The 25,910-nt window shown below is 46.2% G+C and carries 18 protein-coding genes and 1 pseudogene; 10 read left to right on the top strand and 9 right to left on the bottom strand.

The window, feature by feature from the left end:
* The first annotated feature begins 2 nt into the window (after window positions 1-2).
* Together MHO32_RS02275 and MHO32_RS02270 are read left to right on the top strand one after the other, a co-directional pair.
* A complete protein-coding gene (locus tag MHO32_RS02275; protein WP_239210581.1) occupies window positions 3-3,164 on the top strand; it encodes an efflux RND transporter permease subunit in 3,162 nt (1,053 codons plus the stop codon).
* Between the two features lie 842 nt (window positions 3,165-4,006).
* Entirely contained in the window at window positions 4,007-4,459 is a 453-nt protein-coding gene (locus MHO32_RS02270; protein WP_005446725.1) for a MarR family winged helix-turn-helix transcriptional regulator, read from the top strand.
* A 28-nt stretch (window positions 4,460-4,487) separates the two neighbouring features.
* On the opposite strand, the gene MHO32_RS02265 is transcribed toward MHO32_RS02270, so the two are convergent.
* Window positions 4,488-5,234: a FadR/GntR family transcriptional regulator gene (locus tag MHO32_RS02265; RefSeq protein WP_050935199.1), complete on the bottom strand. Its 747-nt coding sequence runs from the start codon at window positions 5,232-5,234 to the stop codon at window positions 4,488-4,490.
* Window positions 5,235-5,751: 517 nt separating this feature from the next.
* Between MHO32_RS02265 and MHO32_RS02260 the strand changes: the two genes are divergently transcribed.
* The 3 genes from MHO32_RS02260 (at window position 5,752) to MHO32_RS02250 (ending at window position 9,247) form a co-directional block, all read left to right on the top strand.
* Window positions 5,752-6,999 (top strand): allantoate amidohydrolase, encoded by a 1,248-nt coding sequence (locus MHO32_RS02260; RefSeq protein ID WP_038875687.1) that lies wholly within the window; start codon window positions 5,752-5,754, stop codon window positions 6,997-6,999.
* 132 nt (window positions 7,000-7,131) lie between these two features.
* On the top strand, window positions 7,132-8,523 hold the full coding sequence (locus tag MHO32_RS02255; RefSeq protein ID WP_009698222.1) for a YfcC family protein: 1,392 nt from the start codon (window positions 7,132-7,134) through the stop codon (window positions 8,521-8,523).
* Window positions 8,524-8,545: 22 nt separating this feature from the next.
* Window positions 8,546-9,247, top strand: a complete 702-nt coding sequence (locus MHO32_RS02250) for a DUF1028 domain-containing protein (protein ID WP_239210580.1) — start codon at window positions 8,546-8,548, stop codon at window positions 9,245-9,247.
* A gap of 64 nt (window positions 9,248-9,311) precedes the next feature.
* Here MHO32_RS02250 and MHO32_RS02245 read toward each other — a convergent pair whose 3' ends face one another.
* The 4 genes from MHO32_RS02245 to MHO32_RS02230 form a co-directional block, all read right to left on the bottom strand.
* The gene (locus MHO32_RS02245; protein ID WP_239210579.1) at window positions 9,312-10,121 is read right to left on the bottom strand and encodes a fumarylacetoacetate hydrolase family protein; all 810 of its coding nucleotides are present in this window, start codon (window positions 10,119-10,121) and stop codon (window positions 9,312-9,314) included.
* An 87-nt stretch (window positions 10,122-10,208) separates the two neighbouring features.
* The gene (locus MHO32_RS02240; protein WP_009698219.1) at window positions 10,209-11,165 is read right to left on the bottom strand and encodes an AEC family transporter; all 957 of its coding nucleotides are present in this window, start codon (window positions 11,163-11,165) and stop codon (window positions 10,209-10,211) included.
* 179 nt (window positions 11,166-11,344) lie between these two features.
* The gene (locus MHO32_RS02235) at window positions 11,345-12,961 is read right to left on the bottom strand and encodes a polysaccharide lyase 6 family protein (RefSeq protein WP_239210578.1); all 1,617 of its coding nucleotides are present in this window, start codon (window positions 12,959-12,961) and stop codon (window positions 11,345-11,347) included.
* Between the two features lie 65 nt (window positions 12,962-13,026).
* Window positions 13,027-14,805 carry a sodium:solute symporter family protein gene (locus tag MHO32_RS02230; protein ID WP_239210577.1) on the bottom strand — a complete coding sequence of 593 codons (1,779 nt, stop codon included), beginning with the start codon at window positions 14,803-14,805 and terminating at the stop codon, window positions 13,027-13,029.
* 1,421 nt (window positions 14,806-16,226) lie between these two features.
* Between MHO32_RS02230 and MHO32_RS02225 the strand changes: the two genes are divergently transcribed.
* A complete protein-coding gene (locus MHO32_RS02225; RefSeq protein ID WP_005450861.1) occupies window positions 16,227-17,486 on the top strand; it encodes an alginate lyase family protein in 1,260 nt (419 codons plus the stop codon).
* Between the two features lie 69 nt (window positions 17,487-17,555).
* Entirely contained in the window at window positions 17,556-18,272 is a 717-nt protein-coding gene (locus MHO32_RS02220; RefSeq protein ID WP_005450860.1) for an oligogalacturonate-specific porin KdgM family protein, read from the top strand.
* 158 nt (window positions 18,273-18,430) lie between these two features.
* Here the strand turns inward: MHO32_RS02220 and MHO32_RS02215 are convergent.
* The 4 genes and pseudogenes from MHO32_RS02215 to MHO32_RS02200 all read right to left on the bottom strand — a co-directional run.
* Window positions 18,431-18,532 (bottom strand): annotated as a pseudogene (locus MHO32_RS02215) (DMT family transporter); the annotation flags it as partial.
* Window positions 18,533-18,585: 53 nt separating this feature from the next.
* Window positions 18,586-19,302, bottom strand: a complete 717-nt coding sequence (locus MHO32_RS02210) for a 3'-5' exonuclease (RefSeq protein ID WP_239210576.1) — start codon at window positions 19,300-19,302, stop codon at window positions 18,586-18,588.
* Window positions 19,302-21,164: a putative nucleotidyltransferase substrate binding domain-containing protein gene (locus MHO32_RS02205; RefSeq protein WP_239210575.1), complete on the bottom strand. Its 1,863-nt coding sequence runs from the start codon at window positions 21,162-21,164 to the stop codon at window positions 19,302-19,304. The genes MHO32_RS02210 and MHO32_RS02205 overlap by 1 nt, the downstream gene beginning before the upstream one ends.
* Window positions 21,165-21,341: 177 nt before the next feature.
* Window positions 21,342-22,061 (bottom strand): FadR/GntR family transcriptional regulator, encoded by a 720-nt coding sequence (locus MHO32_RS02200; RefSeq protein ID WP_005450857.1) that lies wholly within the window; start codon window positions 22,059-22,061, stop codon window positions 21,342-21,344.
* Window positions 22,062-22,429: 368 nt separating this feature from the next.
* Between MHO32_RS02200 and MHO32_RS02195 the strand changes: the two genes are divergently transcribed.
* From MHO32_RS02195 to MHO32_RS02185, 3 genes are all read left to right on the top strand, one after another.
* The gene (locus MHO32_RS02195) at window positions 22,430-23,206 is read left to right on the top strand and encodes an SDR family NAD(P)-dependent oxidoreductase (protein WP_239210574.1); all 777 of its coding nucleotides are present in this window, start codon (window positions 22,430-22,432) and stop codon (window positions 23,204-23,206) included.
* Between the two features lie 119 nt (window positions 23,207-23,325).
* Window positions 23,326-24,042 carry a FadR/GntR family transcriptional regulator gene (locus MHO32_RS02190; RefSeq protein WP_005450855.1) on the top strand — a complete coding sequence of 239 codons (717 nt, stop codon included), beginning with the start codon at window positions 23,326-23,328 and terminating at the stop codon, window positions 24,040-24,042.
* A 187-nt stretch (window positions 24,043-24,229) separates the two neighbouring features.
* The gene (locus tag MHO32_RS02185) at window positions 24,230-25,519 is read left to right on the top strand and encodes an MATE family efflux transporter (protein WP_239210573.1); all 1,290 of its coding nucleotides are present in this window, start codon (window positions 24,230-24,232) and stop codon (window positions 25,517-25,519) included.
* Window positions 25,520-25,910 lie beyond the last annotated feature (391 nt).

The following is a 25,910-nucleotide window of genomic DNA, read 5'->3' as shown; positions in this document are numbered from 1 at the left end:
TCATGGCACGATTCTTTATCGATCGTCCGGTATTTGCTTGGGTACTTGCGATTCTGACTATGTTGGCGGGCGTAATGTCTTTGTTCAACTTGCCAGTTTCTCAATATCCAACGATTTCACCGACCACGATCTCAATCAGTGCTCGTTACCCTGGTGCTTCTGCGAAAACCGTAGAAGACTCAGTAACTCAGGTTATCGAGCAAAACATGACGGGTCTGGACTACCTGCGTTACCTAAACTCAAGCAGTGATGCGTTTGGTAATGCCACCATCACGCTGACGTTTGATAGCGAAGCCGATCCAGATATCGCGCAAGTTCAGGTGCAGAACAAACTGCAATTGGCGATGACATCACTTCCGATGGAAGTACAAAGCCAAGGTATCGTTGTAAACAAATCTAACACCTCATTCTTGATGGTTGTGGCGGTTTACTCTGAAGACCCGGACTTTACAGAAAACGACATCGGTGACTTTGTTGTTACCAATATTCAAGATCCGATCAGCCGTGTAACGGGCGTAGGTCAAGTGCAAGCGTTTGGTTCTCAATACGCAATGCGTGTTTGGCTAGACCCATTCAAACTGACTCAGTTCAACCTTACTGCAATCGACGTCGCGAACGCTATTCGTGAACAGAACGCACAGGTTTCTTCTGGTCAGTTGGGTGCAGCGCCTGCGCAAAAAGGTCAGTTGCTTAACGCGACCATTTCTTCAGCAAGCCGTTTAACCAGCGTGGCTGAATTCAGAAACATCATTCTGAAATCAGAAGCGAACGGTTCGAACGTTTACCTTAAAGACGTGGCGCGTGTTGAGCGCGGCGCAGAAAGCTACGATATCAAAGGTCAATACAACGGCTTCCCGGCGGCAGGTCTTGGTATCTCTCTCGGTACTGGTGCGAACGCGCTAGAAACGGCAGAAGCAGTAAAAGAACGTCTTGGTCAGCTAAGTGCGACTTTCCCAGATGGTTTGAAGATTGCTTACCCGTTTGAGACAACGCCATTCGTTGATGCGTCGATCAAAGAAGTAATCAAGACACTGCTTGAAGCGATCGTGTTGGTATTCTTGATCATGTACCTATTCTTGCAGAACTTCCGTGCGACGATCATTCCAACGATTGCGGTTCCGGTGGTATTGCTGGGTACGTTTGCGATCCTTTATGCGACCGGCTTTAGTGTTAACACCTTAACCATGTTTGCGATGGTTCTGGCAATCGGCTTGCTGGTGGACGATGCGATCGTTGTGGTAGAGAACGTGGAACGTGTAATGCACGAAGACGGTCTCGATCCAAAAGAAGCAACGAAGAAGTCAATGGGGCAGATCACTGGCGCACTAGTGGGTGTTGGTCTGACGCTGTCTGCGGTATTCGTACCGATGGCGTTCATGTCTGGCTCAACTGGTGTTATCTACCGTCAGTTCTCTATCACCATCGTAGCAGCGATGACGCTATCGGTATTGGTGGCGATCATTCTTACTCCGGCACTTTGTGCGAGCTTACTGAAAAAAGGCGATGCGGAATTTTCGGATAAGAAAGGCTTCTTCGGCTGGTTCAACCGTAAGTTTGATGCGGCAACGGCAGGTTACGAAGCGGGCGTAGCGAAAATGCTAAAACGCACTGGTCGTATGCTGTTGGTATTCGCGGCAATGAGTGCGGGTGCAGGTTGGTTGTTCATGAACCTTCCGACATCGTTCCTACCGGATGAAGACCAAGGTACCGTGTTCTCAATGGCAATTTTGCCACCGAACTCGACTCAAGAGCAGACTGAAAAGACACTAGAAAAAGTTCGTAACTACTTCCTTGAAGAAGAGAAAGACAATGTTAAATCTGTCTTCTCGGTAGCGGGCTTCAGCTTCGCGGGTCAAGGTCAGAACATGGGTATGGCGTTTATCGGTCTGAAAGATTGGTCAGAGCGTGAAGCACCAGGTTCGGATGCAGCCTCGCTGACAGGTCGTGCGATGGGGTACTTCTCAACGATTAAAGAAGCAATGGTGTTTGCGTTTGCACCACCGGCGATTCAAGAGTTGGGTAACGCGACTGGTTTCGACTTCTACCTACAGGACTCAACCGGTAATGGTCATGAAGCGCTTGTAGCGGCTCAATACCAAATCCTAGGTATGGCAGCACAAAACCCGAAACTGGTGGGTGTGCGTCCAAACGGTCAGGCAGATGCGCCGATGTACCAAGTTCATATCGACCACGTGAAATTGCGCGCGCTTGATGTGAGCATCAACGATGTAAACCAAATCCTAGCTTCGGCATGGGGTGGTGCGTACATCAATGATTACATCGACCGCGGACGCGTGAAGAAGGTAATGGTACAGAGTGACGCAGAACACCGCATGCAGCCGAAAGACTTCGACTCATGGTACGTGCGTAACTCACAAGGTGAAATGGTGCCATTCTCGGCATTCGCAACGGGTGAGTGGACTTACGGTTCTCCACTATTGCAACGTTTTAACGGTCTACCTGCGATGAATATCCAAGGCGGCGCGGCTCCGGGCGTAAGTACTGGTGAAGCGATGGCAGAAATCGAAGCCATGGTAGAAAAACTGCCTCCTGGCTTTACGGTGAACTGGAACGGCATCTCTTACGAGGAACGTCTGTCTGGTAACCAAGCGCCAATGCTTTACGCGCTGTCGATTCTGGTTGTCTTCCTTGTACTAGCAGCACTGTACGAGAGCTGGTCAGTACCATTCGCGGTTGTGCTTGTTGTACCTCTAGGTGTGCTAGGTGCGGTACTTGCAGTAATGACTCGCGGTATGGATAACGACGTATTCTTCCAAGTTAGTTTGTTGACCACTGTTGGTCTGGCAACGAAGAACGCGATTCTTATCGTTGAATTTGCGAAGGAATACTACGAGAAAGGCGCGGGCTTGATTGAAGCAACGCTGCACGCGGTACGTGTTCGTCTCCGTCCTATCATCATGACCTCGCTTGCGTTTGGTCTTGGTGTAGTGCCACTGGCTATCAGTGCGGGTGTAGGCTCTGCGGGTCAAAACGCGGTAGGTACGGGCGTACTTGGCGGTATGGTAAGTGCGACCTTGCTTGGTATCTTCTTCGTGCCTGTGTTTTTCGTTGTGGTTGAGCGTTTGTTCGACCGCCGTGCAAGAAAAGAGGCTCAAAAAGAGCAAGTGGAATCTACTTCACAACCAACGGCAAACCAAGAGTAGGACTTAGCGCTAAAGACTAAGTTATACTATTGCTAATAAGTACAAGAAAAGGGCGCTTCGGCGTCCTTTATTTTTGGATTCAATTGGATAGTTTGGTTTAATTTTTACGTCATTCTGAACAGCGAGGGACGAGTGTGATTCAGAATCTGCTTACCGAGTATTGTGGCTTGATGAGAAATATTGAGCCAAGAGCGTGTGGCAGTTAGATTCCTGATCTCGCCTAGGCTCGTCGGAATGACGGGGTGTTGCTCTCTCGGTTATGTTTCTCGTCATTCTGAACAGCGAGGGACGAGCGTGATTCATAATCTGCTCACCGAGTATTGTGGCTTGATGAGAAATATTGAGTGAGAGCGTGTGGCAATTAGATTCCTGATCTCGCTTAGGCTCGTCGGAATGACGGGGTGTTGCTCTCTGGGTTATGTTTCTCGTCATTCTGAACAGCGAGGGACGAGCGTGATTCAGAATCTGCCCACCGAGTATTGTGGCTTGATGAGAAATATTGAGCCAAGAGCGTGCGGCAGTTAGATTCCTGATCTCGCTTAGGCTCGTCGGAATGACGGGGGTGTTGCTCTTTCGGTTATGTTTCTCGTCATTCTGGACAGCGCGGGACGAGCGTGATTCAGAATCTGCTCACCGAGTGCTGTTGCTTTACGTGAAATATTGAGTGGGAGCGTGCGGCAATTAGATTCCTGATCTCGCTTAGGCTCGTCGGAATGACGGGGTGTTGCTCTCTCGGTTATGTTTCTCGTCATTCCCGAAAGCGACGAAGGAGCGCAGTCGGGAATCTCTTGCAAGCACCAGACTATCCAATTGAAAACAAAGCCGAAAGTAGAACAGGCAATATGAAAGATCAGAAGATTTCTCCGATATCCGTGTTGGATCAAAGCCCAATGTTTGTGTGTGGTGTGATGCACCGAACATTCCGTAATCGTGCACAAGCAGAGCTATCGCGTCAGAACTTGATGACGTTGGAAATGGCGAGTGCCTTGGCCGCGTTGGAAGAGTTTCAACCGATGAGTCAGCAAGAATTGGCGGATGCGGTACTAACAGAGCGAAGTGTCGCAAAACGCATGGTGGACAACTTAGAAAAGCGTGGCTTTGTACAAGTCTCTAAGAGCGAAACCAATCAGAGATTAAAGATTCTAACACTCACAAAAGAAGGGGTAGAAGCGGTACGCAAAGTGCACCGCATCATGACTAACCTCAAACAAGATTTCTTCTCTTGCCTGACGGAAGAAGAATCCGATGAATTCTTCCGTTTGGTGCGTAAAATGACCTTAGCCAATCACGCTTAATTCAGCATTTCAAACGATGGCGAGCCAATTAGCTTTCTGTGAGAAAACGGTTCGCCACTTCAGCTTCTTGTTTCTTCATCAATTGATGCGCGGTCAGCATGTGTTGTTCCATCACTTGCTTGGCTTTTGATGCGTCACTTTTACGCAATGCTTCCACCAGTGCACGTTGGCTTTGCACACCCGTTTGCCACAGCTTGTGGTTGCCCGGTTCATACAGTTTGCGATAAATCGTTAGCTCGGTAAGCATTTGCGCAGTAAAGCGAACCACAAACTTCAGCAGCTCGTTGCCAGAATAGCTCGCTAAGAGGCTGTGAAACTCAATCGATGCAATGTGGTGTTCGCGCTCTTGATACACATCTTCCGGTGGCGTCTGGTACTTATCGATCTGCTGATCGAGACGAGCAAGTTGCTCATCGGTCAATGTGCCCGCCAATGATGCCGCGATCTCTGGCTCTAGAGATAAGCGGATCTGGTACAGATCAGAAATTGAAACGTCTTTGAAGAACAGGTAGTTACTCAGTAGTGCCTGAGCTTTGTTCTCACTCATTTCGCTAACAAACACACCGCCTTTTGGCCCAGTCTTGGTCGAGAGAATACCTTGAGCCTCTAAGATACGCATGCTTTCACGTACTGTGCTTTTTGATGCATCAAAAGTTTCCATCACGTCGATTTCGCTTGGGAGACGATCGCCGGGTTGTAAAGCTTGATCGACAATCCATGCTTTGATCGATTCGGCTAATTGTTGAGTTCTACGTCCTTTTGCGCTGCTTGCCACATTATCCTCGCTGGTTTTTCTCGCGGTATCTAGGGTCTGTTGATCTTTCGTGGTTAAATTTTGTTCGAGATAAAGTCGTTTTAGGCGAGGCAAGGAGTGTGCCGCCTAGCCACTCTAAGCAAATACTCCTTAACAAAGCATAAAACGATTTTGCGGGGGCGCCTAGCCCGAACCCTTTGGGCAGCGTTTGTTGGCCATTTCTACTTCGTTATCGACTTCTCATGTAGGCTAACTACACATCAAAGTCTCCGCCTTGTGTAAACACCCAACAATTCGCTGCAAAAATCAGCACGAAAGGTTAACAGACCCTATTGAATTCTGAAGGAAATTCAAAGGATGTCACCTGTTTTCTACGTTTCTTTTTTTGGAAAAAGTACGGGTTGTTGATTATGAAACCATCCGATTATCGATCGAATCACTCTCACAAAAAAGTCTATTTATCATGATAAATGTCTTTCATTTGATATTTATCATGATAAATTAAAAATGAACATGGTTAGAAAAAGAGCGATTCAAGATGGAAAAATTTGTAGAAACTGCCAGCCTAGCGTGGGAGTGGTTGGAAGATATTGCTCAATGCAGCCAAACCCAAGACCCAGATAGCGAAGGTGTTACTCGCTTATGTGCCAGTGAAGAGCACGCAAAAGCGAATGAAAAACTACGTGAGTGGATGCTGTTGTCTGGTATGGAAGTGCGCATGGACAATGCTGCAAATCTTATTGGTCGCTATCACAGCCCAAATCCAAATGCCCAGACGCTGATTTTTGGCTCTCACCAAGACACGGTGCCAAATGGTGGTAAATACGATGGCATCTTGGGTGTGATTCTTCCAGTTGCGTTGATTCACTATTTTCATCAACAGAAATTCGAATTCCCATTCAATATTGATGTGATTGCCTTTAGCGATGAAGAGGGAACTCGATTCCAATCGACACTACTTGGCTCAAAAGCGATATCTGGGACGTTTGACCCAAGTGTGCTGGATGCGCGAGATGCCCACGGTGTAACCATGCGTGAAGCGTTAACGTCGTTTGGTTGTCATCCAGATCAGATCGAAAAAGACGCTTACGACAAAGAAAAGGTGTTAGGCTTTGTGGAACTGCATATTGAGCAAGGGCCACAGCTTGAACAAGCGAACTTGCCGGTCGGTGTGGTTACTGCCATCACTGGGATTGAGCGTCATACTTTGTCGATTGTTGGCAAAGCCGGACACGCAGGCACCGTGCCAATGGACATGCGTCAAGATGCGCTAGTTGGGGCAGCTCAGGTCATTCATATGTTTGACCAACTGTGCAAACGTGAAGACGACCTAGTGGGCGTCGTAGGTAAAATCGCCAACTTCCCAAATGGTGTGAATGTGATTCCTCAGCAGACGGACATCACTATCGAACTGCGCTCTCCAAATGATGCCTCTCGCATTGCCGCACGAAAAGAAATGCTGGAGAACATTCAAACCTTGATGGCGCAATACAACCTCGCGTATCACCACGAACAAACTTATGAGCAAGCTGCTGTCACCTGTTCTGATTCACTTTCTTCGGCACTTACTCAAGCGATCGCACTATCCAATATTGACACCAAACATCTATTCAGTGGCGCGGGTCATGATGGTCTGGCTGTGTGTGAGCTGACGGATATTGCGATGTTGTTTATGCGTTGTACGGGCGGGGTTAGCCATCATCCTGATGAAGCGATTTTACAACAAGACCTCGTAGCAGCAGTCGAGGTTCTGAACCATTTCTGCATGCTGATGAAACACCAATAAAGCGAAATAACACAAGAGAGGGTGGGGATTCATCCTCTTTTTTACTTTCAAAACCAAGACTTGGTTTTAGCTTGTGAACGTGAAGGCTCATACCAATGGGTTTTCATTCCTATACTAAGGAGAGATTTTGTTATGGATATGACAAAAAAGATGGAGACAACAGAGAAGAAGGCTTGGTACAAGAGTATGCCGGACCCAATGGTCCTGATCTTTATGATTTTGGTGGCAACGTATCTACTGACTTTTGTTGTGCCTGCCGGGGAGTTCTCACGTGTTGTGGTGGACGGTCGTACTACCGTTGTCCCAAACTCATTTGCTTATCTGAGTGATGTGCCTGCGGTGCATTTCTTTGACATTTTTGTCGCGATTCCGAAAGGTTTGATCAGCGCGGCACCTTACTTGTTCATCGTATTCATTGCTGGTGGTTTGTTCCACATCTTGCAACGCACTGGTGCGCTTGAGAACGCGATTGGTGTGGCGGTAAACAAAGCTGGCGTGAAGAACCGTAATCTTATCATCACAATCGGCACCTTTATCTACGGTTTCTTTGGCGTGGCGGTAGGCTTTGAGAACAACATCGCACTCGTTCCGGTTGCGGTTCTGATTTCTGCTGCGGTTGGTTACTCCAGCCTTGTCGGTACGGTAATGGCAGTGGGCGGTATCGGTGTAGGCTTTGCACTGTCACCAATCAACCCTTATACCGTAGGTGTTGCTCAAGGTATTGCTGAACTGCCTACTTTCTCGGGCGCTTGGTTGCGTGCAGCGATGGTAATTTCCTCTCTTGCATTGCTGTCTTACTACATCTGTACTCGTGTGGCGAAGATGGAGTTTAAAGAGCCAGATTCAGCAGAGGGCTTAAGCAAAGATTTATCGGAATACCACCTAGAGAAGAAAGACAAACTTACGCTAGGCGTATTCCTAGCTGGTCTTGGTGTGATGCTTTACGGCGTATTTGCTAACGGTTGGTACATCAACGAGATCGCAGGTCTGTTCTTATTAATGGCAATTGTGATCGGTGCGGTGAACGGTTTAAGTGCGAATGGCATCGTGAAGCAAATGATGGAAGGTGCATCGGGCGTAACCGCAGGCGCCTTGGTGATTGGTGTTGCGGCGTCGATTCAAATCATTCTCGACCAAGCGCAAATCATCGATACCATCGTTAACGCGCTAAGCTCACTTATCCAAGATATGCCGATTGCTATCTCTGCGATTGTCGCAAGTGTGGTGCAAGGTGTGATCAACCTATTTGTGCCATCGGGTTCTGGTCAAGCGATGGTGACCATGCCGATCCTAATTCCTGTTGCAGATCTTACTGGCATGAGCCGTCAGCTTATGATCACTGCATTCCAAGTTGGTGATGGTCTTACCAACCTTATTGTACCGACTTCTGGTGGTACGCTAGCCATGTTGGCGCTGGGTCGCGTCTCTTACGAGCAGTGGTTAAAGGCAATTATGCCATTCATGGTATTTGTTTACGCCTTGTGTTGGTTGGCGCTGTTTATTGGACAAATGGTCGGCTACTAACGTCTTTTTATATCGAGAATCTATGACGATTTCACTTATTCATGTTAATCCTGAAACGGGATTATCGGCTTCCATCACAGCCACTGGCGGTGTTGCCGTTGGTGGTTATGTGAACCACAGTTGGCGTGGAGTTGGCGCCTGTGCAACTCAAGGTTTGTTTACCAATCCTTGGTATGCAGACAATGCCAAGCGATGGTTATCTCAAGGACTGTCTTGTCATGAGGTGATTGACCGTTTGAAAGAAGGTGATGCGGAATTCGCCAAGCGCCAATGTATGGTAATGGACAAACATGGCCATACCGCGTTTATAAACGGCGAAGAGAACATCGCGTACGTAGGATCTCTAGCACTTCAAGATTTGGCGGTTGCCGGAAACATGCTTGAAAGTGATGCGGTTATTGAGGCGTTTGCAGATTCGTTCCTAGCTCAGACTGTGATCAATGCCGAGCAAGTGAGAGCTGGGGGCAAACCGCAATATCGTGATAACTATGAGGTAACGCTAGCGGAAGTGCTTATTTCTGCATTAGAAGCCGCATTGGAAGCGGGAGGGGATAAGCGCGGTACCTATTCTGCCTCTCTTCGTATAGAAAGTTATACTCATGCGCCGATTGATATTCGCGTTGATTGGTCTGATGACAGCTTGATGGAAGACATGAGAAGGGTACTGAGCCGAGTACGAGCGCCGAGCTTTCAAGAGTTTCTTAATGGCGTGCCGAATCAGTAAGAGGATTCATGTCGCGCAAAATAAAAAGCCGAACAGTGACTGCTGTTCGGCTTTTTTGTATTGGTTAAAACATAATTTTGTTTTCAACTTTAACGATGCCATTGAGTGAAACAGAAACGACATCGTTATCTTTCACCTCCACAGTGTGGGTTGGTAAGTCGATGTAAATTAAATCGCCCGGTTTGAGTGTGAAATACTGACTGAGTTCACTCACGATTTCTGCTGGAGAATAGGTAATTTCAGCAAAGGCGTCATTGTTAATGGCTTTACCGTTGATTTGCGAAGAAACATGAATCTGGGTGAAATCGAGTCCGCGAACGATCTCATTCGCAATTGGGGCAAAACCGTCTGCGCTTTTTGCTCTTAGCGAATGGGCATCATACTGCAGCCAGTTTGTTTCCGTAAGATCGCCCCCAACGGTGAGTCCAAATATAGCGGCTGACGCTTGCTTGGTATCGATGTTCTTACTTTGCTTTCCTATCACGACCACGAGGGAGCTTGAATACTCGATGTTATCGGCATCATATGGTACTTGGATTGGAGCGCCGGTAGAAATTAACGCTGAAGGCAGTTTAAAGAAAAACTGATAATCACTTTTCTTCGCCTTATCTGCTTGTTTTTTCGCTTGAACGATGAACACTTTTTCTGGCTTAGTCGGAAGCAGCAGACTGACATCATCAACGGAAACTTGACGAGGTGAGAGTGATGAATCGGAGAAAATATCCCCTTTAAGAGGATAGATTGAGTCTTCTACTAACTTGCCGTAACTGATTTTCCCGAGGTGTTGATAGCGAACATAAGTCGTTGACGCTGCATTTGCCGTTAGGCTGACCACACTTAAACACACGCCCAAACATAATGCGATGAGTTTCATTATAGAAATCCTTATTTTTTAGCGCATTATATCGGTTAATTGCTGGGAAGCGTATGCCGAACTCTCCTACTTGGGGTTATGTCCCGATTAAATTAGGTTGTAACTCTTAAGAATGACGATACCCAATGTACAGGTAATTGTTGAGAGTACGGTCGTTAAAGCGATGATGTTTGCCGCTAAGACAGAATTACCTCCCATAGAGCGTGCCATGACATAACTTGCCGCCGCAACGGGAGAAGCGTTCATAAAGAACAAAATGCCAAGCTCAATCCCTCGAAAGCCAACTAAATATGCACCTGTGGTAATCACGATAGGGGCGACGACCAGTTTGTAGCTGCTGGCAAACCAAGACGGCCCTTTCTCTTTCTTCATCAAACTTAAATCGAGTGAGCCACCGGTACACAAGAGGGCGAGGGGAAGCGTCATCTTCGATAGGTAGTTACCAGCATCAATCGCTACATCAGGAACAGGAATCGACAGAAGGTAGAACACCATGCCAGAGACGATCGCGATGATCAGCGGATTGCGCGTTAAGGTTCTCACCATCATTTTGGCGGCTTGAGATCCAGACGTTGCGCCTTTTGGAGACAAACAAATTACCGCTTGTACGTTATAGATAAAGGTGGTTACCGCAACATAAAGTGCAGCCAGCGCCACACCTTGTGAACCGTAAGCATTCGCCACATACGCAATGCCGATGATGCCCGTATTGGCGCGAAAGCCACCTTGGATTAAAACGCCTTGATCGGGTGACGATTTGAAGAACAGCTTGACGGAAACATAGGTGAAAATGAAAAACGCGATGCTGGCAACAATACCGTAATTGACGAAGCCGCTAGCCGCGGAGAAATCGTGCTCGGAGACGACGATACTTAAGAACAACATCGCAGGCAGCGTGACCTGAAACACCAGTTTAGAGCCGATTTCGATAAAGTTGTCGTTGATAAGTCCTATGCGTTTGAAGACAACGCCCAAAACCAGCATTAAGCAGATGGGACCAGTGATCGATAACGAGAATTGCAACTGATGTAAAACAGCATCCATGAGTGTATCCGCAGCAAAAGAAAAGAGTTTTATAATTGTCATACAATTAAACCACAACTCAATCTTGGGAGACAGTAGGGTGGTGAAATTTTCTTCAGTTATTGTGGGGTTACTGGTGAAAGGAGAGGGAAACCAGTCTGGCTTGTATCACCAGACTGGAAGCAAACTCTAAAGCAGAATTACTTTTGGGTATTTGCAAGGAGGTAATCAGGACCAGCTGTTTCTGCCGTTACTACAGACAGTTTGCTCGTATCCGCACCAACGCCTTGGTATTGGGTAAAGCCTTTTGCTTGCTCGCTCTTCGGCAGTTCTACTGAGTAAGAAGCGATTTGCTCTGCGTTAGTCACCGTGCCAACGTACACTTCGTTGTTGTAGGTAGGATTGACCAGCGGTAACTCTTCTGTCGCACGTACACTGACGAATTGCTTTTGCTGATGGTTATCAACCACGTTGCTATCGAAGTGAACATCTACGCCAGCGAAAATGTTTTTCACTTCACTGTTGTTGAACAAGCTCACACGGTGCGTTTGGTTGCCGTAGACAATGCCCCATTCCGTATCTACAAGGGTGTTGTTACGAATGGTGATGTTCTTTGGTGTCCATTGCTTGTTGAGCTCTTTGCCTTTCACTGCTTGGTCGAGCTTCTCGCCGTTTGCCACATCAATGATGCCCGTATTGATTACGATGCCGCCACGTAGATCCGCATTGCCTTCAATTTTGCCATCACGGCCACGCGTGCCAGTGATGTAGTTGTTCTCGATCACGTGGTCTTCATCGTAAATACGCATACCGCCAGTAAGCAGTTTTTCGTTACCTAGAATCACGTTGTCTTTCACTACGTTCGCTTTACCGTGACGAAGAGAAATCAGAGACGCACTTTCAAAGATAGTATTGCCAGAGATTTCATTGCCACCTGACTTAATCGAAATCAGCTCGCGTTCACCATCCATATCAATCAGCAGGTTATTGGTGAACTTAGAGTTTGACGCCCATTGAGACGATTTTGAATCGCCAATTCGAATCGCTTCCCAGCTGTTGCCGTTGTAACGAATCGCATCTTTGATGTCGAATTCATTGAACTGATTTGGCTTTTGGTCCAAGAAAATGTTGTTAGCAATAAGGTGGTTATCTGGTGTGTCATCTTTTTGTACACCAATCAAAGTGCCGCGCTTTTGCTTACCTTCAAAACGGTTATTGAGCACCTTGCCATCTTTACCCCAAAGTGAAACCCACAAGTATTTCGGGTATTCCGAGCGACGTTCGTCCGGTTGGTATTCGTAAGCGTGGTTGAAGTAGTAGAACGTAGAGTTTTGTAAAGTGTTGTTGTTACCCATCATACGCACACCACCGAAACGTTCAGCAGGACCGCCTTTGGTAAACACCAAACCGTCGACAGTGATGTTGTTACCTTCAAGACGAAGCTGAGCCAAACCCGTTAGCCAAACGCTGCCAGGTTGCTCCGCCTTGATGGTAATGTCGTTGGCTTTTACCGTGACGATATCAAGATCCGCGTATTTACCCGCAGGAATCGTAATTGTTGTACCGTCTGCGGCATTCTCCATTTGTTGTTTCAATGCTTGCACGGTGTCTGCGGATTGCGCTTGAAGTGCGCTGCCATCCACTGTGTTTAAGCGATCCGTAGCAAGCAAGTAATCGCGAGTGATGTCATTCACTGCGGTTTCAACAACAGCGGGAGCCGCGGCTTCCTTGGTTTGAGAAGGTGAAGTGTTACAACCTACTAGGGTTAGGGCAGAAATGGACGCGGCGACCACGCCAGCAAGCATTGTTTTTTTCATAGTCATGATCTTTTTTAAGTAGAAAGCGGTCGGAAGACGACCGCTTAATTAGAGAAGGGAGGAATCTAGCTTTCTGTAACCGTTTCTGAAGCTTGCTCTACTTTGTCGTCAACCGCTTTTACAAGCAGTAGACCAACAGCAAGAACAATCACACCACAGAAGACGAAGATTAGGCGTCCCCACATTGGGTTAGGCAGAACGAACATGGTCATCACGCCAACACCTGCGACTGCAATCAGTGAGCCAAGCATGCGGCGTTGTTTGTTATCCAGTTTCTTCTGTTCTGTAGACTCAGATACAAGTGGTGTCGCTAGGTTTTCGAAGAATTTGTCTACGTTCTTTTGACGTTCTTCTGAAAGCGGCTTGTAGAACAATGTCGACATCATGAAGAAGCCAGCGGTGAAGATTAGGTGAGCGATCAGACCGATAGCAACTTTCAAGTCAGACCATTCGCGACCTGTTAACGGCTCTAGGTTAAACCAGTTTTGAACCATGTCTGCTGTGATGACGAAGCCAACAAAGTAAGAGATGATACCACCCATGACTAGCGTGCCCCAGCCAGCCCAGTCTGGCGTTTTCTTAATAAAGAAGCCGCAGAACGCAGGGATGGTCATTGGGAAGCCGATTAACGCGCCCACATACATCATGGTGTCGAACAGGCTTAGCCCCTTCAGTGAGTTGATGAACAGAGCAACCAAGATGATGGCAACACCAAAGAACGTTGAGGTCAGCTTAGATACCACCACCAGCTCTTTTTCTGTTGCTTGAGGGCGAAGGATTGGCTCGTAGAAGTTCTTAACGAAGATGCCTGAGTTGCGGTTTAGACCAGAGTCCATAGAAGACATGGTCGCTGCAAACATGGCGGCAATCAGTAGACCCACCATACCTGCTGGCATGTACTCTTGTACGAAGTAAAGGTACGCGAAGTCACCAGCTTTAGAACCTGCATCTGGGTATTGTGCAGCTAGGTCAATACCTTGACCTGCAATGAACCAAGAAGGCATGAACCAAATTAGTGGACCCATTGTCATTAATAAACAAGCCAATAGAGCTGCTTTTTTCGCGTTCTTAGAGTCTTTTGCTGCAAGGTAGCGGTAAGAGTTCAGCATGTTGTTGGTGATACTGAACTGCTTAAAGAAGATAAAGAATGCCCAAATACCGAAGATGCTTAGGTAATTCAGGTTGTTACCTGAAACAAATGATGCGCCTTCTTCTACAGGGAAATTATTGATGATCTCTGTAACGCCACCGCCTTGAACGATCGCCACAACCGCACAGGTTACCGTTACTGCCATAATGATGACCATCTGCATGAAGTCAGAAGCGATAACCGCCCAAGAGCCGCCCGTTACCGACATTACAAGTACAACAAGACCTGTCACTATGATTGTGGTGGTCATATCGAAGCCGAATATGCCCGACGCGATGATTGCCAGACCATTCAACCAGATACCTGCTGAGATTACGCTGTTTGGCATGCCAGACCAAGTAAACACTTGCTCGTTGAACTTACCGAAACGCATACGAATTGCCTCTATAACCGTCACGACGCGTAGCTGACGGAACTTAGGCGCAAAGTAGAGGTAGTTCATTAGGTAACCGAATGCGTTAGCTAAGAAGATGACGGCCACCGCAAAGCCATCAGCATAGGCTTTACCAGCTGCGCCAGTAAACGTCCATGCACTGAACTGCGTCATAAATGCGGTTGCACCTACCATCCACCAAAGCATGCTGCCGCCGCCTCGGAAGTAGTCACTGGTGGTACTGGTAAACGTTCTGAACATCCAACCTATTGCAATTAAGAATAGAAAGTAGATGCCTACAATAAGGGTATTGAGTTCCATCTTTAGACCTTTTGATAGTTATTTAATGTCTTGAGGTAATACTAACTATCAGTCTGTTTATTTGTAGTACAATAACTCAAAAGCGTGACGAATGATCCGGAATGGGTCATTTCAATAATCATACAAGTGATCGTGATCGAATATTGACATTGCACTCAAAAAGGGAAAGGAAAACCACTACAACATCACATTAATCTATCAATAAATTGGATGTGTACGAGGTACGTTCAGTGGGATTTCTAGGTTTAGATATCAAAGGGTATAACGGTGTAAGAAGGTAGGAAGTATCATTAGATTTGTATGACTATTTAAGATAAAAAACGCCCACGACATGCCTGTAATGCGTGGGCGAAAAACGGTATTGATACCGTCTGAGCCAATGGCTCTGTTGGATTGCAATAGAACAGTGAAACGCGGTTCTGGATGTAGCTGAAAGATACTCGAGGGGTATATCTCTCATCGCTGCTAAGCACGTTACGCTGTAAGATCTTCGACAATCATTGCAAAGTTCAACAAAGCTAGGCTCTGTAAAGTGTTGTTATGATATGGGAGCAACTATACCAATCGACACAAGTCATCATCCTCGTCTGATCGATCTCGGCGCTTTACTTATGCCGATTGGTATTAACGATCTCCGCTTAACTTTCTCCACTTAATTAATGACTACTGACGAATAAAGCGTTTTCATTGGCTTATTGTCCGTCAATAGCAAGCCTAAACTGGTCGCTGGTCGCTGGTCGCTGGTCGTGATGGGGCGTGGCGACAAAAAGAACAATCTCTACACCCACTTAAGTCCGATGAGGACGACAACGGTAGGGAGCAACAACAAGCTGCTCAGGCCCATTAAAACTTGAGCAAAAGTGAGTAGGGATGACAAAACAGTATTCTTCAATGTTGAAATTTTCACCGGGTGAATTCATCCTGCTCGCTTTGCTTTGCCTCTATTGGCTATTTCTGCTGCTTGCTCACCTTTCTATCTACTTATGTCTCAGTCTTACATAAGTGATCTTCGCTTCTGTTGCGTCGAGCCCTCTTCATTTCATCTCTAAAAACCAAGGATGCTTAACCTGTAATTTGACTCTATGTAGGAAAGATCATGGCGAAAAGCACACGTCAACAGTAACTTTATGTTCTGTGTCTCAAAATCTCCAAATGATTATATTGTATGACAAATAAAGGTAAACTAAGTTGGTGTAAAAATATGCGGTAGAGCACACTTTTGCCCTAAATATTAAGACAATTAAAAACAGTGAAACAGCCTTAACATATTTAATATCAATAGTTTATTTAATTAAGTGGAAGTTGTAATAAAGCTTTATAAGGTGGATAAATCATACAATTAGATCTAATTCACAGATCGCTCAACATCGGCTAGGTACTATATTTGTAGTATTTTAACTCAAGATAAAAGGCCGATAATAATGAAATCCCTACGACCTCTACATCTAGCAACCTGCCTCAGCACCATTCTTTTCAGTGCTAACACTCTTGCTGCAGACTTTGTGTTTCTTGATGAAGCAACGCTTGAACAAAATCGCGCTGTTTTACAGTCAGATAAAGCGAGCGATTCAATGAAAGACGCGTACGATCGTCTGATTGAAGAAGCAGAACTGGCAATGAAAGATGGCCCGTTCACGGTTACCGCGAAAGGCATGACTCCACCAAGCGGTAGCAAAAACGATTACATGAGTATCAGCCCTTACTGGTGGCCAGATGAATCCAAAGAAGATGGTCTTCCTTGGGTCCGCCATGATGGCAAAACTAACCCTGCTTCGAAAACGGCGGAAACAGATTCTAAACGCATAGGTCATTTCACGCGCTCTGTCCGTGCACTTGCGTTGGCTTATTACTTCAGTCAAGACGAGAAATACGCAAACCAAGGTATTGAGTATGTTCGCACTTGGTTTATGAATGACGAAACCAAGATGAACCCGAACGTGAATTACGGGCAGGGTGTTCCTGGACGAGCAGAAGGACGTCGTGGCGGCATCATTGATACACGTACGCTGGCAGATCGCATGCTGGATTCCATTGCCATCCTATCGCTTTCTCCAGCTTGGACGGATAAAGACGAACAGCAAATCACACAATGGTACGGCGAGTACTTAGATTGGTTGATTGTTGATGACTTATCAGGTGGTCCGAAAGGCGAAGCGGCAGCGGCGAACAACCACGGCACTTGGTATGACTTCCAAGTCGCGAGTATTGCTTACTTCTTAGGTAATGAGCCTCTAGCAAAACAGATGGTTCAAAAGGGCAAGATGCGTGTAGACACTCAGTTTGAAAAAGACGGTTCTCAACCTCATGAAATCGAACGCACTCGTGCTTACCACTACCACTACTTCAGCTTAGATCCATTGGTCGGCATCGCTCAAATCGGTGACAAAGTGGGCATCGACCTCTGGCACTACCAAAACAAGAAAGGTGGCTCGTTAGCACAAGGTATTCAGCTAATGGCGACTTATCAAGATCCAGCGTCTGACTGGCCATACACCGCAAAAGACAATCCACGCCGAGTAGAACGCATGACACCAATTTACCTAAAAGCAGGTGTGGCGATGGAGAAACCTGAATGGGTGAAACTGGCAACAGAAACCGACTTTAGCCAATTCACAGTGAAGAAGAATTTGGCAGAAGTTTGGGCTCAGCGCGATATCGAATTGCTTTACCCAAAACAATAAAACCCTAGAAGGGCGGCGTGTAATGCGTCGCCACTTTGAAAAACTATTTATCTACAGTGGAACACTACTATGACATCTAAAAAACAAATTGCTTTAGCGATCGCAACCACCCTTTTTGCAGGCAGTATTTCAGCCGCATCACTAGACTTCCGTGAAGAATACAAACACGATTCAGAACAATGGGCAGGTCGTATTAAGATCAGTGGTAGCACTGGCAATCATTACTACGGCGTTGAAATGAAGCATACAGGCAACCTAAGTGAACTTCAGCGCGGTGACAGTGAGTTTGAATATGGTTACCACTTCAAATTGGATGACCACTGGCGTATTACTACTTCGATGCCAATTACGTTTGGTGATGAAGCCGTAACATACAAACCTCAGGTTCGCGTTCAATACAAATTCGATTCTGGTATCACAACGAAGCTTCGCTACCGTCACGAATTCCGCAACTACGCATCGGGTAAAACTTCAACGGGCTTAGATGGTCAGCAACATGATTCACTAAACGCAGGCAAGATCACAGGTAATATCGATTACAACTGGAACGCATGGCAATTTGGCTTTGAAGCGAACTACAAAGAAGATTTCTTCAGTAATGAGTGGAAGCTTGGCAACCGTGACGGTAAATACGAGTGGGATTACAACCTAAAAGTGGGTTACAAAGAGAAAGGTTGGGATTGGCGTCCATACGTTGAGTTCGGCAACGTTCAGTGTAACAGCTCTTGTGATGACAGCTCATCGCGCCAGCTACGTAGCCGTGTTGGTGTCACGTACAGCTTCTAATCCAAGCGAATACAAATTTAGAGTCTTTCCAATAGCCCGCCCCGAAGCGGGCTATTTTTGTATGGCTTTCGCATGATTACAGTACAAGAGCATATCAACATGAACCTAAAAACGTCTGCATGATCGATGTTTAATCCACTTAGATTGGTAACTTGTCGGATTAACTGGCGAATAAAGACGTATTGAAAAGTGGGAACTTCGCCATTGAGCATTTTGAGTGACACGTTCGAAAGAGACGCAACCAAGTTCGCCGCCACCAAAAGAAGGTGGCGCTAGATACGTCAGATTTTTTCATATTGGAATGTATAGTGAGCTAGAGACTCAATCGATAAAGGGTACCGATGGTAGTTTTCCCTTGAGGTGTAATTCGAGTTTTTTGTGCCAACAACAACTCTGCTGTCGCGACCGCATCCGCTAACGCATTATGTCCGTTGTACTCAGGCAAGCCATAACGAGCGCGAGTGCCTGATAGGGTGACATCAATTTCGTCACGAGGATTGATTGCTTTCTGTAAGTGTTTTTCAATGCACATAGTGTCGAGCCAAACCAAGGGCGGCTCGCTGAGTTTAAACACGCGCTGAAGATACTGATTGATGAACTGAGTTTCGACGACACAAGCGTGAGCGACTAAAATCTTGCCTTTGGCTGCGCAGAAGAATGCACGCATTGCATCATGGATAGAAACGCCTTCAGACAGCATTTGCGGCGTAATATGGTTGATCACGGCAGTTTCTGGCTTGATTTGCGAATCGCTATTAATGTACATGTGCTGACTGGTGGCAAGATCTACTTTGCCATGAACAATGTCGACCCAGCCGATTGATAAAATCAAATCTTCTTCGCTGTCTAATCCTGTCGTTTCCAAATCCAATACAATATAGCTGGCATCCTGAGCGAATTGCGTGGCGTCCAAATATGGCGTTTGAACCAACGCTTTGATGTACTCTGGCATTGCTGTTTGCTTCGCGTATTGCTCACGCTTTCGATTCAGGCGTGAGCAAGGGTGAAAGTGGTCTAAGATCCGCTTCATTAACGGCTCCCAAAGCGCACTTTCGCGGCTTCTTGCAAATCTGCAATAATACGGAAGGCGTCTTTCAGGTGTTGGCGTTCAAAGCTACCGAACGTGTTTGGGTCGATGTGGTTATTTGGTTCTTCACCGCGTTTAAGCGCCTCTAACTGATGACCAAAACGGAACGATAAGATGAACTGGTACGCGTTCAGGATGTTCTTGTACGCATCTTCACTCAATACACCCGCTTCATTGGCGGCTTTGAAGCGCTCGTCGGTCGCAGTTAAATCACACTCAACTGCTAAACCGTAAATGCGCGCCAAATCAATGATTAGGTTGATGGCGTACTTTTTCACGTCTAGCGTCTTCTTATTCTCGCCGGATTTCTCCAAGACTAAACTGTTGAAGATGCCAAGCGGAGGGTTCGTGTTTACCGCATCATTCACCAGCATGGAAAGGAATTCACGGTTACTGCGAATGTTGGTGTGCAGTTCATCTCGCAAGATACTTTCGTAATCTTTATTGCCATAAAGGGTACGAATTTCCAAGAACACACTGATGTTCAGTAAACGTTCGTACTCTGGGTTGGCAACCCATTTCTTGTAGTACTTCTTCCAGGCACTCAAAGGTTGGCACCACTTTGGCGTTGCGGCCATAAATTTGCCAGGACACAAAGGATAATCACAACTCGCAAGGCCGTTACTGACGATCATAGCAAGATGCTTGAAGTAAATTCGGTCATTCTCCGTCGCGTGGTCAGCAAGGACAATCGCACTGTCTTGATCCGACAGCATGTGGACTTCGTTGCGAGCGTGCGAACCTGCCACAATCCATGAGAACTTACATGGTGGAGGCCCAAGTTTATCAATCGCGATTTGAATCAAGCGGCGCGTGTAAGCGTCCATGATCATCGTCATCACTTTACCGATGACTTCCGGTGAAACGTGCCCATCAACCAGAGCTTCAAAGATAGCTTGGCGCTCTGGTGTGAAGCTCGACAGTGATTTTACGCTGCCCGCATATTTGATTTTTTCGATTAAGAAGATCGCTTGTACGCGGTGATTTTGTACAAGGTGCGTCGTAGTAAGAACACCTACGACCTTATTGCTCTCGACCAGCGGTAGATTGCGGATATTGTGTTGCATCATCATAGATGCAGCGTGTAAAACTAGGTCATCCGGTTTGATGGTCTGTGGATCGTGCGTCATGACCTCTGAAATAGGACTGTCGGTACTTACCCCTTGCGCGATAACACGCTTGGTCATATCGCGGTCGGTAATTAAACCGACGATTTTGTCATTCTCATAAACCACGGCACAAGGCGAGCACTTAGTTAGCATTTCGTTGGCTACGGCTTGAATCGACTGGTCGGCTGTCACTACAGCAACGCGACCACTGGCAACTTCACCAACTCGGCGAATGAACAAACCTTTCTCTTTGTTGGACCAAACGACATCCAGTGCTGATTTCAAACGAACCTGTGCCTGTGAAGCAAAATGCTCCGCACATTCAGGGTGCGCTTCAAACAATTTTTTGAGAGCAGAATTAGGAATTACGTACACCAGCGAGTTCTCGATAGCGATGGCTCGATAGCCCTTATTGCTGTCTATTTGGCTACCAAGAAAAGTAAAACCGAAAATGTCTTCAGGACCCAGTTTCGCGCGCAGCACACCATCAGACTTTCTTTGTTCCATGGAGCCTGTGCGGATGATATAGAGTGATTTCTCTTGCCCAGTCACGCATTGGTCAATGACTTCACCTTTGCCAAGGTAAGTAATCTGCACGTGCGATGCGAGTTCACGCAAAGCCGGTTTTGGAATTTTGTCGAATGGGTCGATTTGACCAATAAATTGCAAGATGTTTGGCAGCAGAGATTCAGTCATAACACGGCACATTAGATAATTTAATTTGTATTATTATATATCTAAAATCATGCAAAGTATCATTGATTAGGAAAATTTTTGTGAAGGTCGAAGGGATTCTGAGAGGATAAGAAGGAAAGAGTAGACAAAAAAGCACGCGCTAGGGCGTGCTTTTTAATGTCAGATCTAGAAAGTGCTTTAGTTGACTGCGGTCAGGCGGTGCTTTGAATCGAGTAGGTGGTTTGCCGAAGCTTGGCGAGCCTTATCCGGGTTACCTGCCATGATTGCATCGTAAATTTGGCGGTGTTCTTTGATACACGTGCTACCTTCTTCTGAAGAGTGGGCAATGAAGTTCACGAACATGGTCGTCAGAATATTGCCAAACGGGAGGTAGAAATCGTTACCTGTCGCATTGAAGATTAGGCTGTGGAAACGGGTATCGACTTCCATCCAACGTGCTTGGTCAAATTCTTCGGCTTCTGCCACTTCAACCATTTGTTGGAAAGTTTCCGATAATTCAATTCGTTGCTCTGCTGTCGCGTGGATAGCTGCGAGTGCACAGGCTTCCGGTTCGATAGCTCGGCGTAAACCTAGGAACTGACTACAGAATTGGTCAGTGTCAGCAAGTCCGTCCATCCATTCAATTAATTGAGGATCCAAAAAGTTCCAGTAAGCGCGGTTGATAACACGCGTACCAACTTTAGGACGAGACTCTAACAGACCCTTCGACGTCAGCAATTTTACTGCTTCACGTAATGCGGTGCGGCTAATGCCAAATTGCTCACAAAGAACCATTTCACCGGGTAGGATAGAACCTTGAGGGAGTTTACCAGACAAAATGCCACGAGCGATTTCACGTGCAACTTGCACATGAAGGCTTCGCTTCGAGCCTGAGATAGAATGAAATTCGCCAGACATAATCTTCACTTAATTGCTAAATATGTATTATTTAAGCCGTACTATAGCACTCCTACACCCCTGTACCAAGCGGATGTTAACGTAATATAAGAGGGGTCACAGAACCTTTCTTTGCAGCAGGCACAATCAATGTTTGCGTTGACTTCAGCCTATTCTCTCAATCGTTTTGAACGCTATCAACTTGTTAAATTATTCATACAAATAATAGCTCAAAAATCCAGCGCACTGTGACCAGAAGCACAATTGCGGTTCAAAAATGACGAATTTTGCCAGTTCTCACTCAATTGATAGTAAATACGCTTGCAGGAGAAAGATCTTATTGTATGATTTATTCGTTCGGCACGAATAACTAACATAGGTAAACCGTAATGTTTAACGATTTGAAAGGTAAACGCGTACTTATCACTGGCTCTACAGCAGGTATGGGCTTAGCGGCTGCACGCGTGTTTGCAAAATACGGCGCAAAAATCGGCATCAACAGTCATCAAGCTGGTCCGGATGCCGATGCTGCGGTAACCGAGCTTACCGCACTTGGTGGTGATGTGAAGTTTTTCCAAGCGAATCTTATGGTGACCGCTGATTGCGAAAAACTGGTTAAGGAGTTCACTGATCATTTCGGTGGCATGGACGTGCTAATCAACAACGCTGGTGGTCTTGGCGGTCGTGAAAACCTAGAAAACATTGATGATGAGTTTTACAACCGTGTAATGGATCTGAACGCACGTTCAGCGTTAATGACAACCAAATATTCAATCCCACACCTACGTACGTCGGCTGCAGAATCTGGTGAAACTGCTTGTGTGATTAGTACTGGTTCTATCGCTGCTCGCGAAGGTGGTGGTGTTGGTGCAGGTATCTACGCAGCATCAAAAGCGTGGTTGCATGACATTCACCGTAACTGGGTGAAAGAGTTCACTAAAGATAATATCCGTTTCAACATCGTTTCACCGGGCACAATCGACACAGCATTCCACGATGGTAAGTCTGATGAGTTGAAAGCGGCGATCGCAAATGGCATTCCAATGGGACGCTTTGGTCGAATCGACGAAGTTGCACCAACATTTGCTTTCTTCGCTTCACATGCATATGCGGGTTACATCACTGGTCAAGTTCTGGATGTAAATGGTGGTCAAATGGCGCCATAAGCGCTGACCCACTTCGTTTCAGACGAATACACTGACCTCAAAAAGCCAGCTTCGTCTGGCTTTTTTTGATCATTTATTGAGTGCCAAAGCACTGGAAACATAATTATAAGGAGCGTCAAATGGCAAAATTTTCTCTTGTGGAAGATTCACACCGCAAGATTCATGTGCAAGTTGCCAGACAAATCGCCCGCAAAATACTGTCAGGTGAGCTAAATCAAAATGAAAGGCTACCGAATGAAATGGAACTCTGTGACGCATTTGGGGTGAGTCGTACGGCATTGCGCGAATCAACCAAACTGCTTTCAGCAAAAGGGTTGATCGAGTCTAAGCCAAAAGTAGGGACAACAGTTCGTGCGCGTAATAATTGGCATTTTCTCGATCCACAACTCTTGGAATGGATTCAAGATTTAGAAGATACCGAGCCGTTTCTGGCTCAGTTTTTGGGGCTACGTAAAGCGATTGAGCCTGAGGCATGTGCCTTGGCTGCAAGTAACGCAACGGCAGAGCAAAGAAAGGAATTGTCGGTCATTTTTCAGCGTATGACCATGGCAGCCAGTCGCTATGACTATGACGATTGGACGGTCAACGACCACCTGTTTCACCAGACAATTTTCTTGTCCACGGGTAACCAATTCTATATTCCGTTTGGCAATATTCTCTCGACCATCTTTAAGCTGTTTATCGATCATTCAGCTGAAGGTGGTCGATTCTGCATTGAAGAGCATCGTGAAATTTATGACGCCATCATGGCGGGCAATGGCGATCAAGCTCGGTTAGCGTCGCACACTTTGCTGAATGACGAAAACCAAAAACTGTCCCAGGTCGTTAACGGTTGATGAATCAACATATGTTTGGCTTTGCTCCATGAATATGAAAAGGGGGGCAGAGCCAAGGTTTTAATGACAACCGCTTGTTGTGTTTGCGGTTCTCTGTGACAACTTTGAAAGGTCTAGCATGTCTTCCCAACCCTATATAAGAAAAAATTTGTCCCTCGCTTGGCCTTTGGCCTTGAACGCACTGTTAATGCAGTCGATGTTAATGATCGACACCTTCCTAGTATCACCGCTCGGTGAAGTTTCTCTTGCTGCCATGGGTATTGCTACCACCATCGTCTCCTTTGTTTTAGGTATACAAATGGCGTTGGCGAACGGTTCACAGTTGGTACTTAGCCGTGCGGTCGGATCTGGGCAACATTTGTCGCTCAACAAAGGCTTCTGGGCGGGCTTAATTATCAACGTTTTGGTCGCGGTTTTGTTTTGGACATTAATTACCGCCTTCGACAAAGCGCTGATCAGTAAGTTAACCGATAATGTCGCCCTTTATGCAGAGACCGAACGCTACCTCGCTGTTGCTAAGTTCATCATTATTTTCAACGCAATTACTCAAGTGATGATCGCTTTGTTTAATGCACTTGGTCGAACCAAAGTGCCGTTTAAAGGTTACTTGATTGAGTTGCCAGTGAACATGGCAATGTCTTATGTGCTGATTCACGGATTAGCAGGCTTTGAGGGGATTGGTGTGCAAGGTGCAGCGGCAGGCAGCTTAATCGCGATCACCATTCGACTGTCGTATTTGACTCTCTGTATCAAGTTAGATGACTCCATTGTCTTGTCGACTAAAAATCTGGATGCTTCACTGAAGAGAAACACACTCAATCACTTTAAAGAGATTTTCCCTGTTGCAGCAAACGTGACCATGCTGCAAACCGGTGCGACCATTTACATGTTGCTGTACTCGCAGCTTACCTTGAACGCCTACGTAGCTATGACCATTGTGATGCCTTGGATTAAAGCAGGTACACAGTTTATCACCGCTTGGGCGCACTCGTCGGCGATTACGATCAGTCAAGCTATCGGGTCACGACAAATGGATGAGTTACGTAAGAACGTTGATATCAGCATCGATATGGCAGTGATGATCTCATTTGTGTCCGCTGCCTTCTTTCTTGCGTTGAGTTTCGTTCTTCCTGATTTGTATCCAGATTTGGACTCGACTACATACGTTGCACTTGCTTCTATTGCCCCGCTGTACATTTTGTTGCCAATTGTGCGTGGCTATAACACGGTGCATGGGCATGTTTTACGTGCATTAGGTAAGACAACGGAAGTATTCAAGATTAACTTCACTGGTCAGTGGATAGTGTCTATCCCGTTATGTGCGTTGATCATTCTGCATTGGGACCTTTCTTTTTTCTGGGCGTTCGCCGTCATGCCATTTGAGGAGATAGTAAAAGCGCTACCGTTTAGGCATTTGGCGCGTAAATCCCTTAATGAGTTTGATTTAAAGAAAGCAGAGAAGCTTATGTATGATTAATAAGTAAGTTGTCATCCGATTAAAAGCCCTCAACGACGAGGGCTTTTTTATGCCAGTTGCTTGCTCACTATGGAAGGGAGACAACCGATGAGAGGGGCTTTTAGTACCGATTTCTGCGGATAAGGTACTCAGTGAAAGGGGCGTTTTAAGTGATAGGTCAGATTCAAGAGAGAGCAAGAAGCCCTCGCTTTGAAAAGCTCGAAACATTGGTCAAGTTGGTGGAGTTTTGTTCTCTAAGTTAAAGCTAAACCGCAAGTAACCTGATAGCTAATGATTAATTTCAACCATCCCTAATCAACAGAGTCCTGTGGTTAGGTGCTTTTTGTGCCTTCAATAAAACACGTACAAACGATTTGTTTTGATAAAACTGAGAGAGACTTAGTGATTTGAA

It is taken from the genome of Vibrio sp. MMH1-50 (assembly GCF_022347645.1).
Classification (GTDB): domain Bacteria; phylum Pseudomonadota; class Gammaproteobacteria; order Enterobacterales; family Vibrionaceae; genus Vibrio; species Vibrio harveyi.
The sequence above is the reverse complement of the archived record's forward strand: the minus strand, read 5'-3'. Positions and strand labels throughout refer to the sequence as shown.

What these genes read in the sequence shown, in the direction of transcription:
- MHO32_RS02240 (WP_009698219.1), bottom strand. Translation starts at nt 11,165, where the DNA reads ATGGATGCTGTTTTACATCAGTTGCAATTCTCGTTATCGATCACTGGT.
- MHO32_RS02195 (WP_239210574.1), top strand. Translation starts at nt 22,430, where the DNA reads ATGTTTAACGATTTGAAAGGTAAACGCGTACTTATCACTGGCTCTACA.
- MHO32_RS02210 (WP_239210576.1), bottom strand. Translation starts at nt 19,302, where the DNA reads ATGAAGCGGATCTTAGACCACTTTCACCCTTGCTCACGCCTGAATCGA.
- MHO32_RS02185 (WP_239210573.1), top strand. Translation starts at nt 24,230, where the DNA reads ATGCAGTCGATGTTAATGATCGACACCTTCCTAGTATCACCGCTCGGT.
- MHO32_RS02225 (WP_005450861.1), top strand. Translation starts at nt 16,227, where the DNA reads ATGAAATCCCTACGACCTCTACATCTAGCAACCTGCCTCAGCACCATT.
- MHO32_RS02235 (WP_239210578.1), bottom strand. Translation starts at nt 12,961, where the DNA reads ATGAAAAAAACAATGCTTGCTGGCGTGGTCGCCGCGTCCATTTCTGCC.
- MHO32_RS02205 (WP_239210575.1), bottom strand. Translation starts at nt 21,164, where the DNA reads ATGACTGAATCTCTGCTGCCAAACATCTTGCAATTTATTGGTCAAATC.
- MHO32_RS02260 (WP_038875687.1), top strand. Translation starts at nt 5,752, where the DNA reads ATGGAAAAATTTGTAGAAACTGCCAGCCTAGCGTGGGAGTGGTTGGAA.
- MHO32_RS02255 (WP_009698222.1), top strand. Translation starts at nt 7,132, where the DNA reads ATGGATATGACAAAAAAGATGGAGACAACAGAGAAGAAGGCTTGGTAC.
- MHO32_RS02220 (WP_005450860.1), top strand. Translation starts at nt 17,556, where the DNA reads ATGACATCTAAAAAACAAATTGCTTTAGCGATCGCAACCACCCTTTTT.
- MHO32_RS02275 (WP_239210581.1), top strand. Translation starts at nt 3, where the DNA reads ATGGCACGATTCTTTATCGATCGTCCGGTATTTGCTTGGGTACTTGCG.
- MHO32_RS02200 (WP_005450857.1), bottom strand. Translation starts at nt 22,061, where the DNA reads ATGTCTGGCGAATTTCATTCTATCTCAGGCTCGAAGCGAAGCCTTCAT.
- MHO32_RS02230 (WP_239210577.1), bottom strand. Translation starts at nt 14,805, where the DNA reads ATGGAACTCAATACCCTTATTGTAGGCATCTACTTTCTATTCTTAATT.
- MHO32_RS02270 (WP_005446725.1), top strand. Translation starts at nt 4,007, where the DNA reads ATGAAAGATCAGAAGATTTCTCCGATATCCGTGTTGGATCAAAGCCCA.
- MHO32_RS02190 (WP_005450855.1), top strand. Translation starts at nt 23,326, where the DNA reads ATGGCAAAATTTTCTCTTGTGGAAGATTCACACCGCAAGATTCATGTG.
- MHO32_RS02250 (WP_239210580.1), top strand. Translation starts at nt 8,546, where the DNA reads ATGACGATTTCACTTATTCATGTTAATCCTGAAACGGGATTATCGGCT.
- MHO32_RS02245 (WP_239210579.1), bottom strand. Translation starts at nt 10,121, where the DNA reads ATGAAACTCATCGCATTATGTTTGGGCGTGTGTTTAAGTGTGGTCAGC.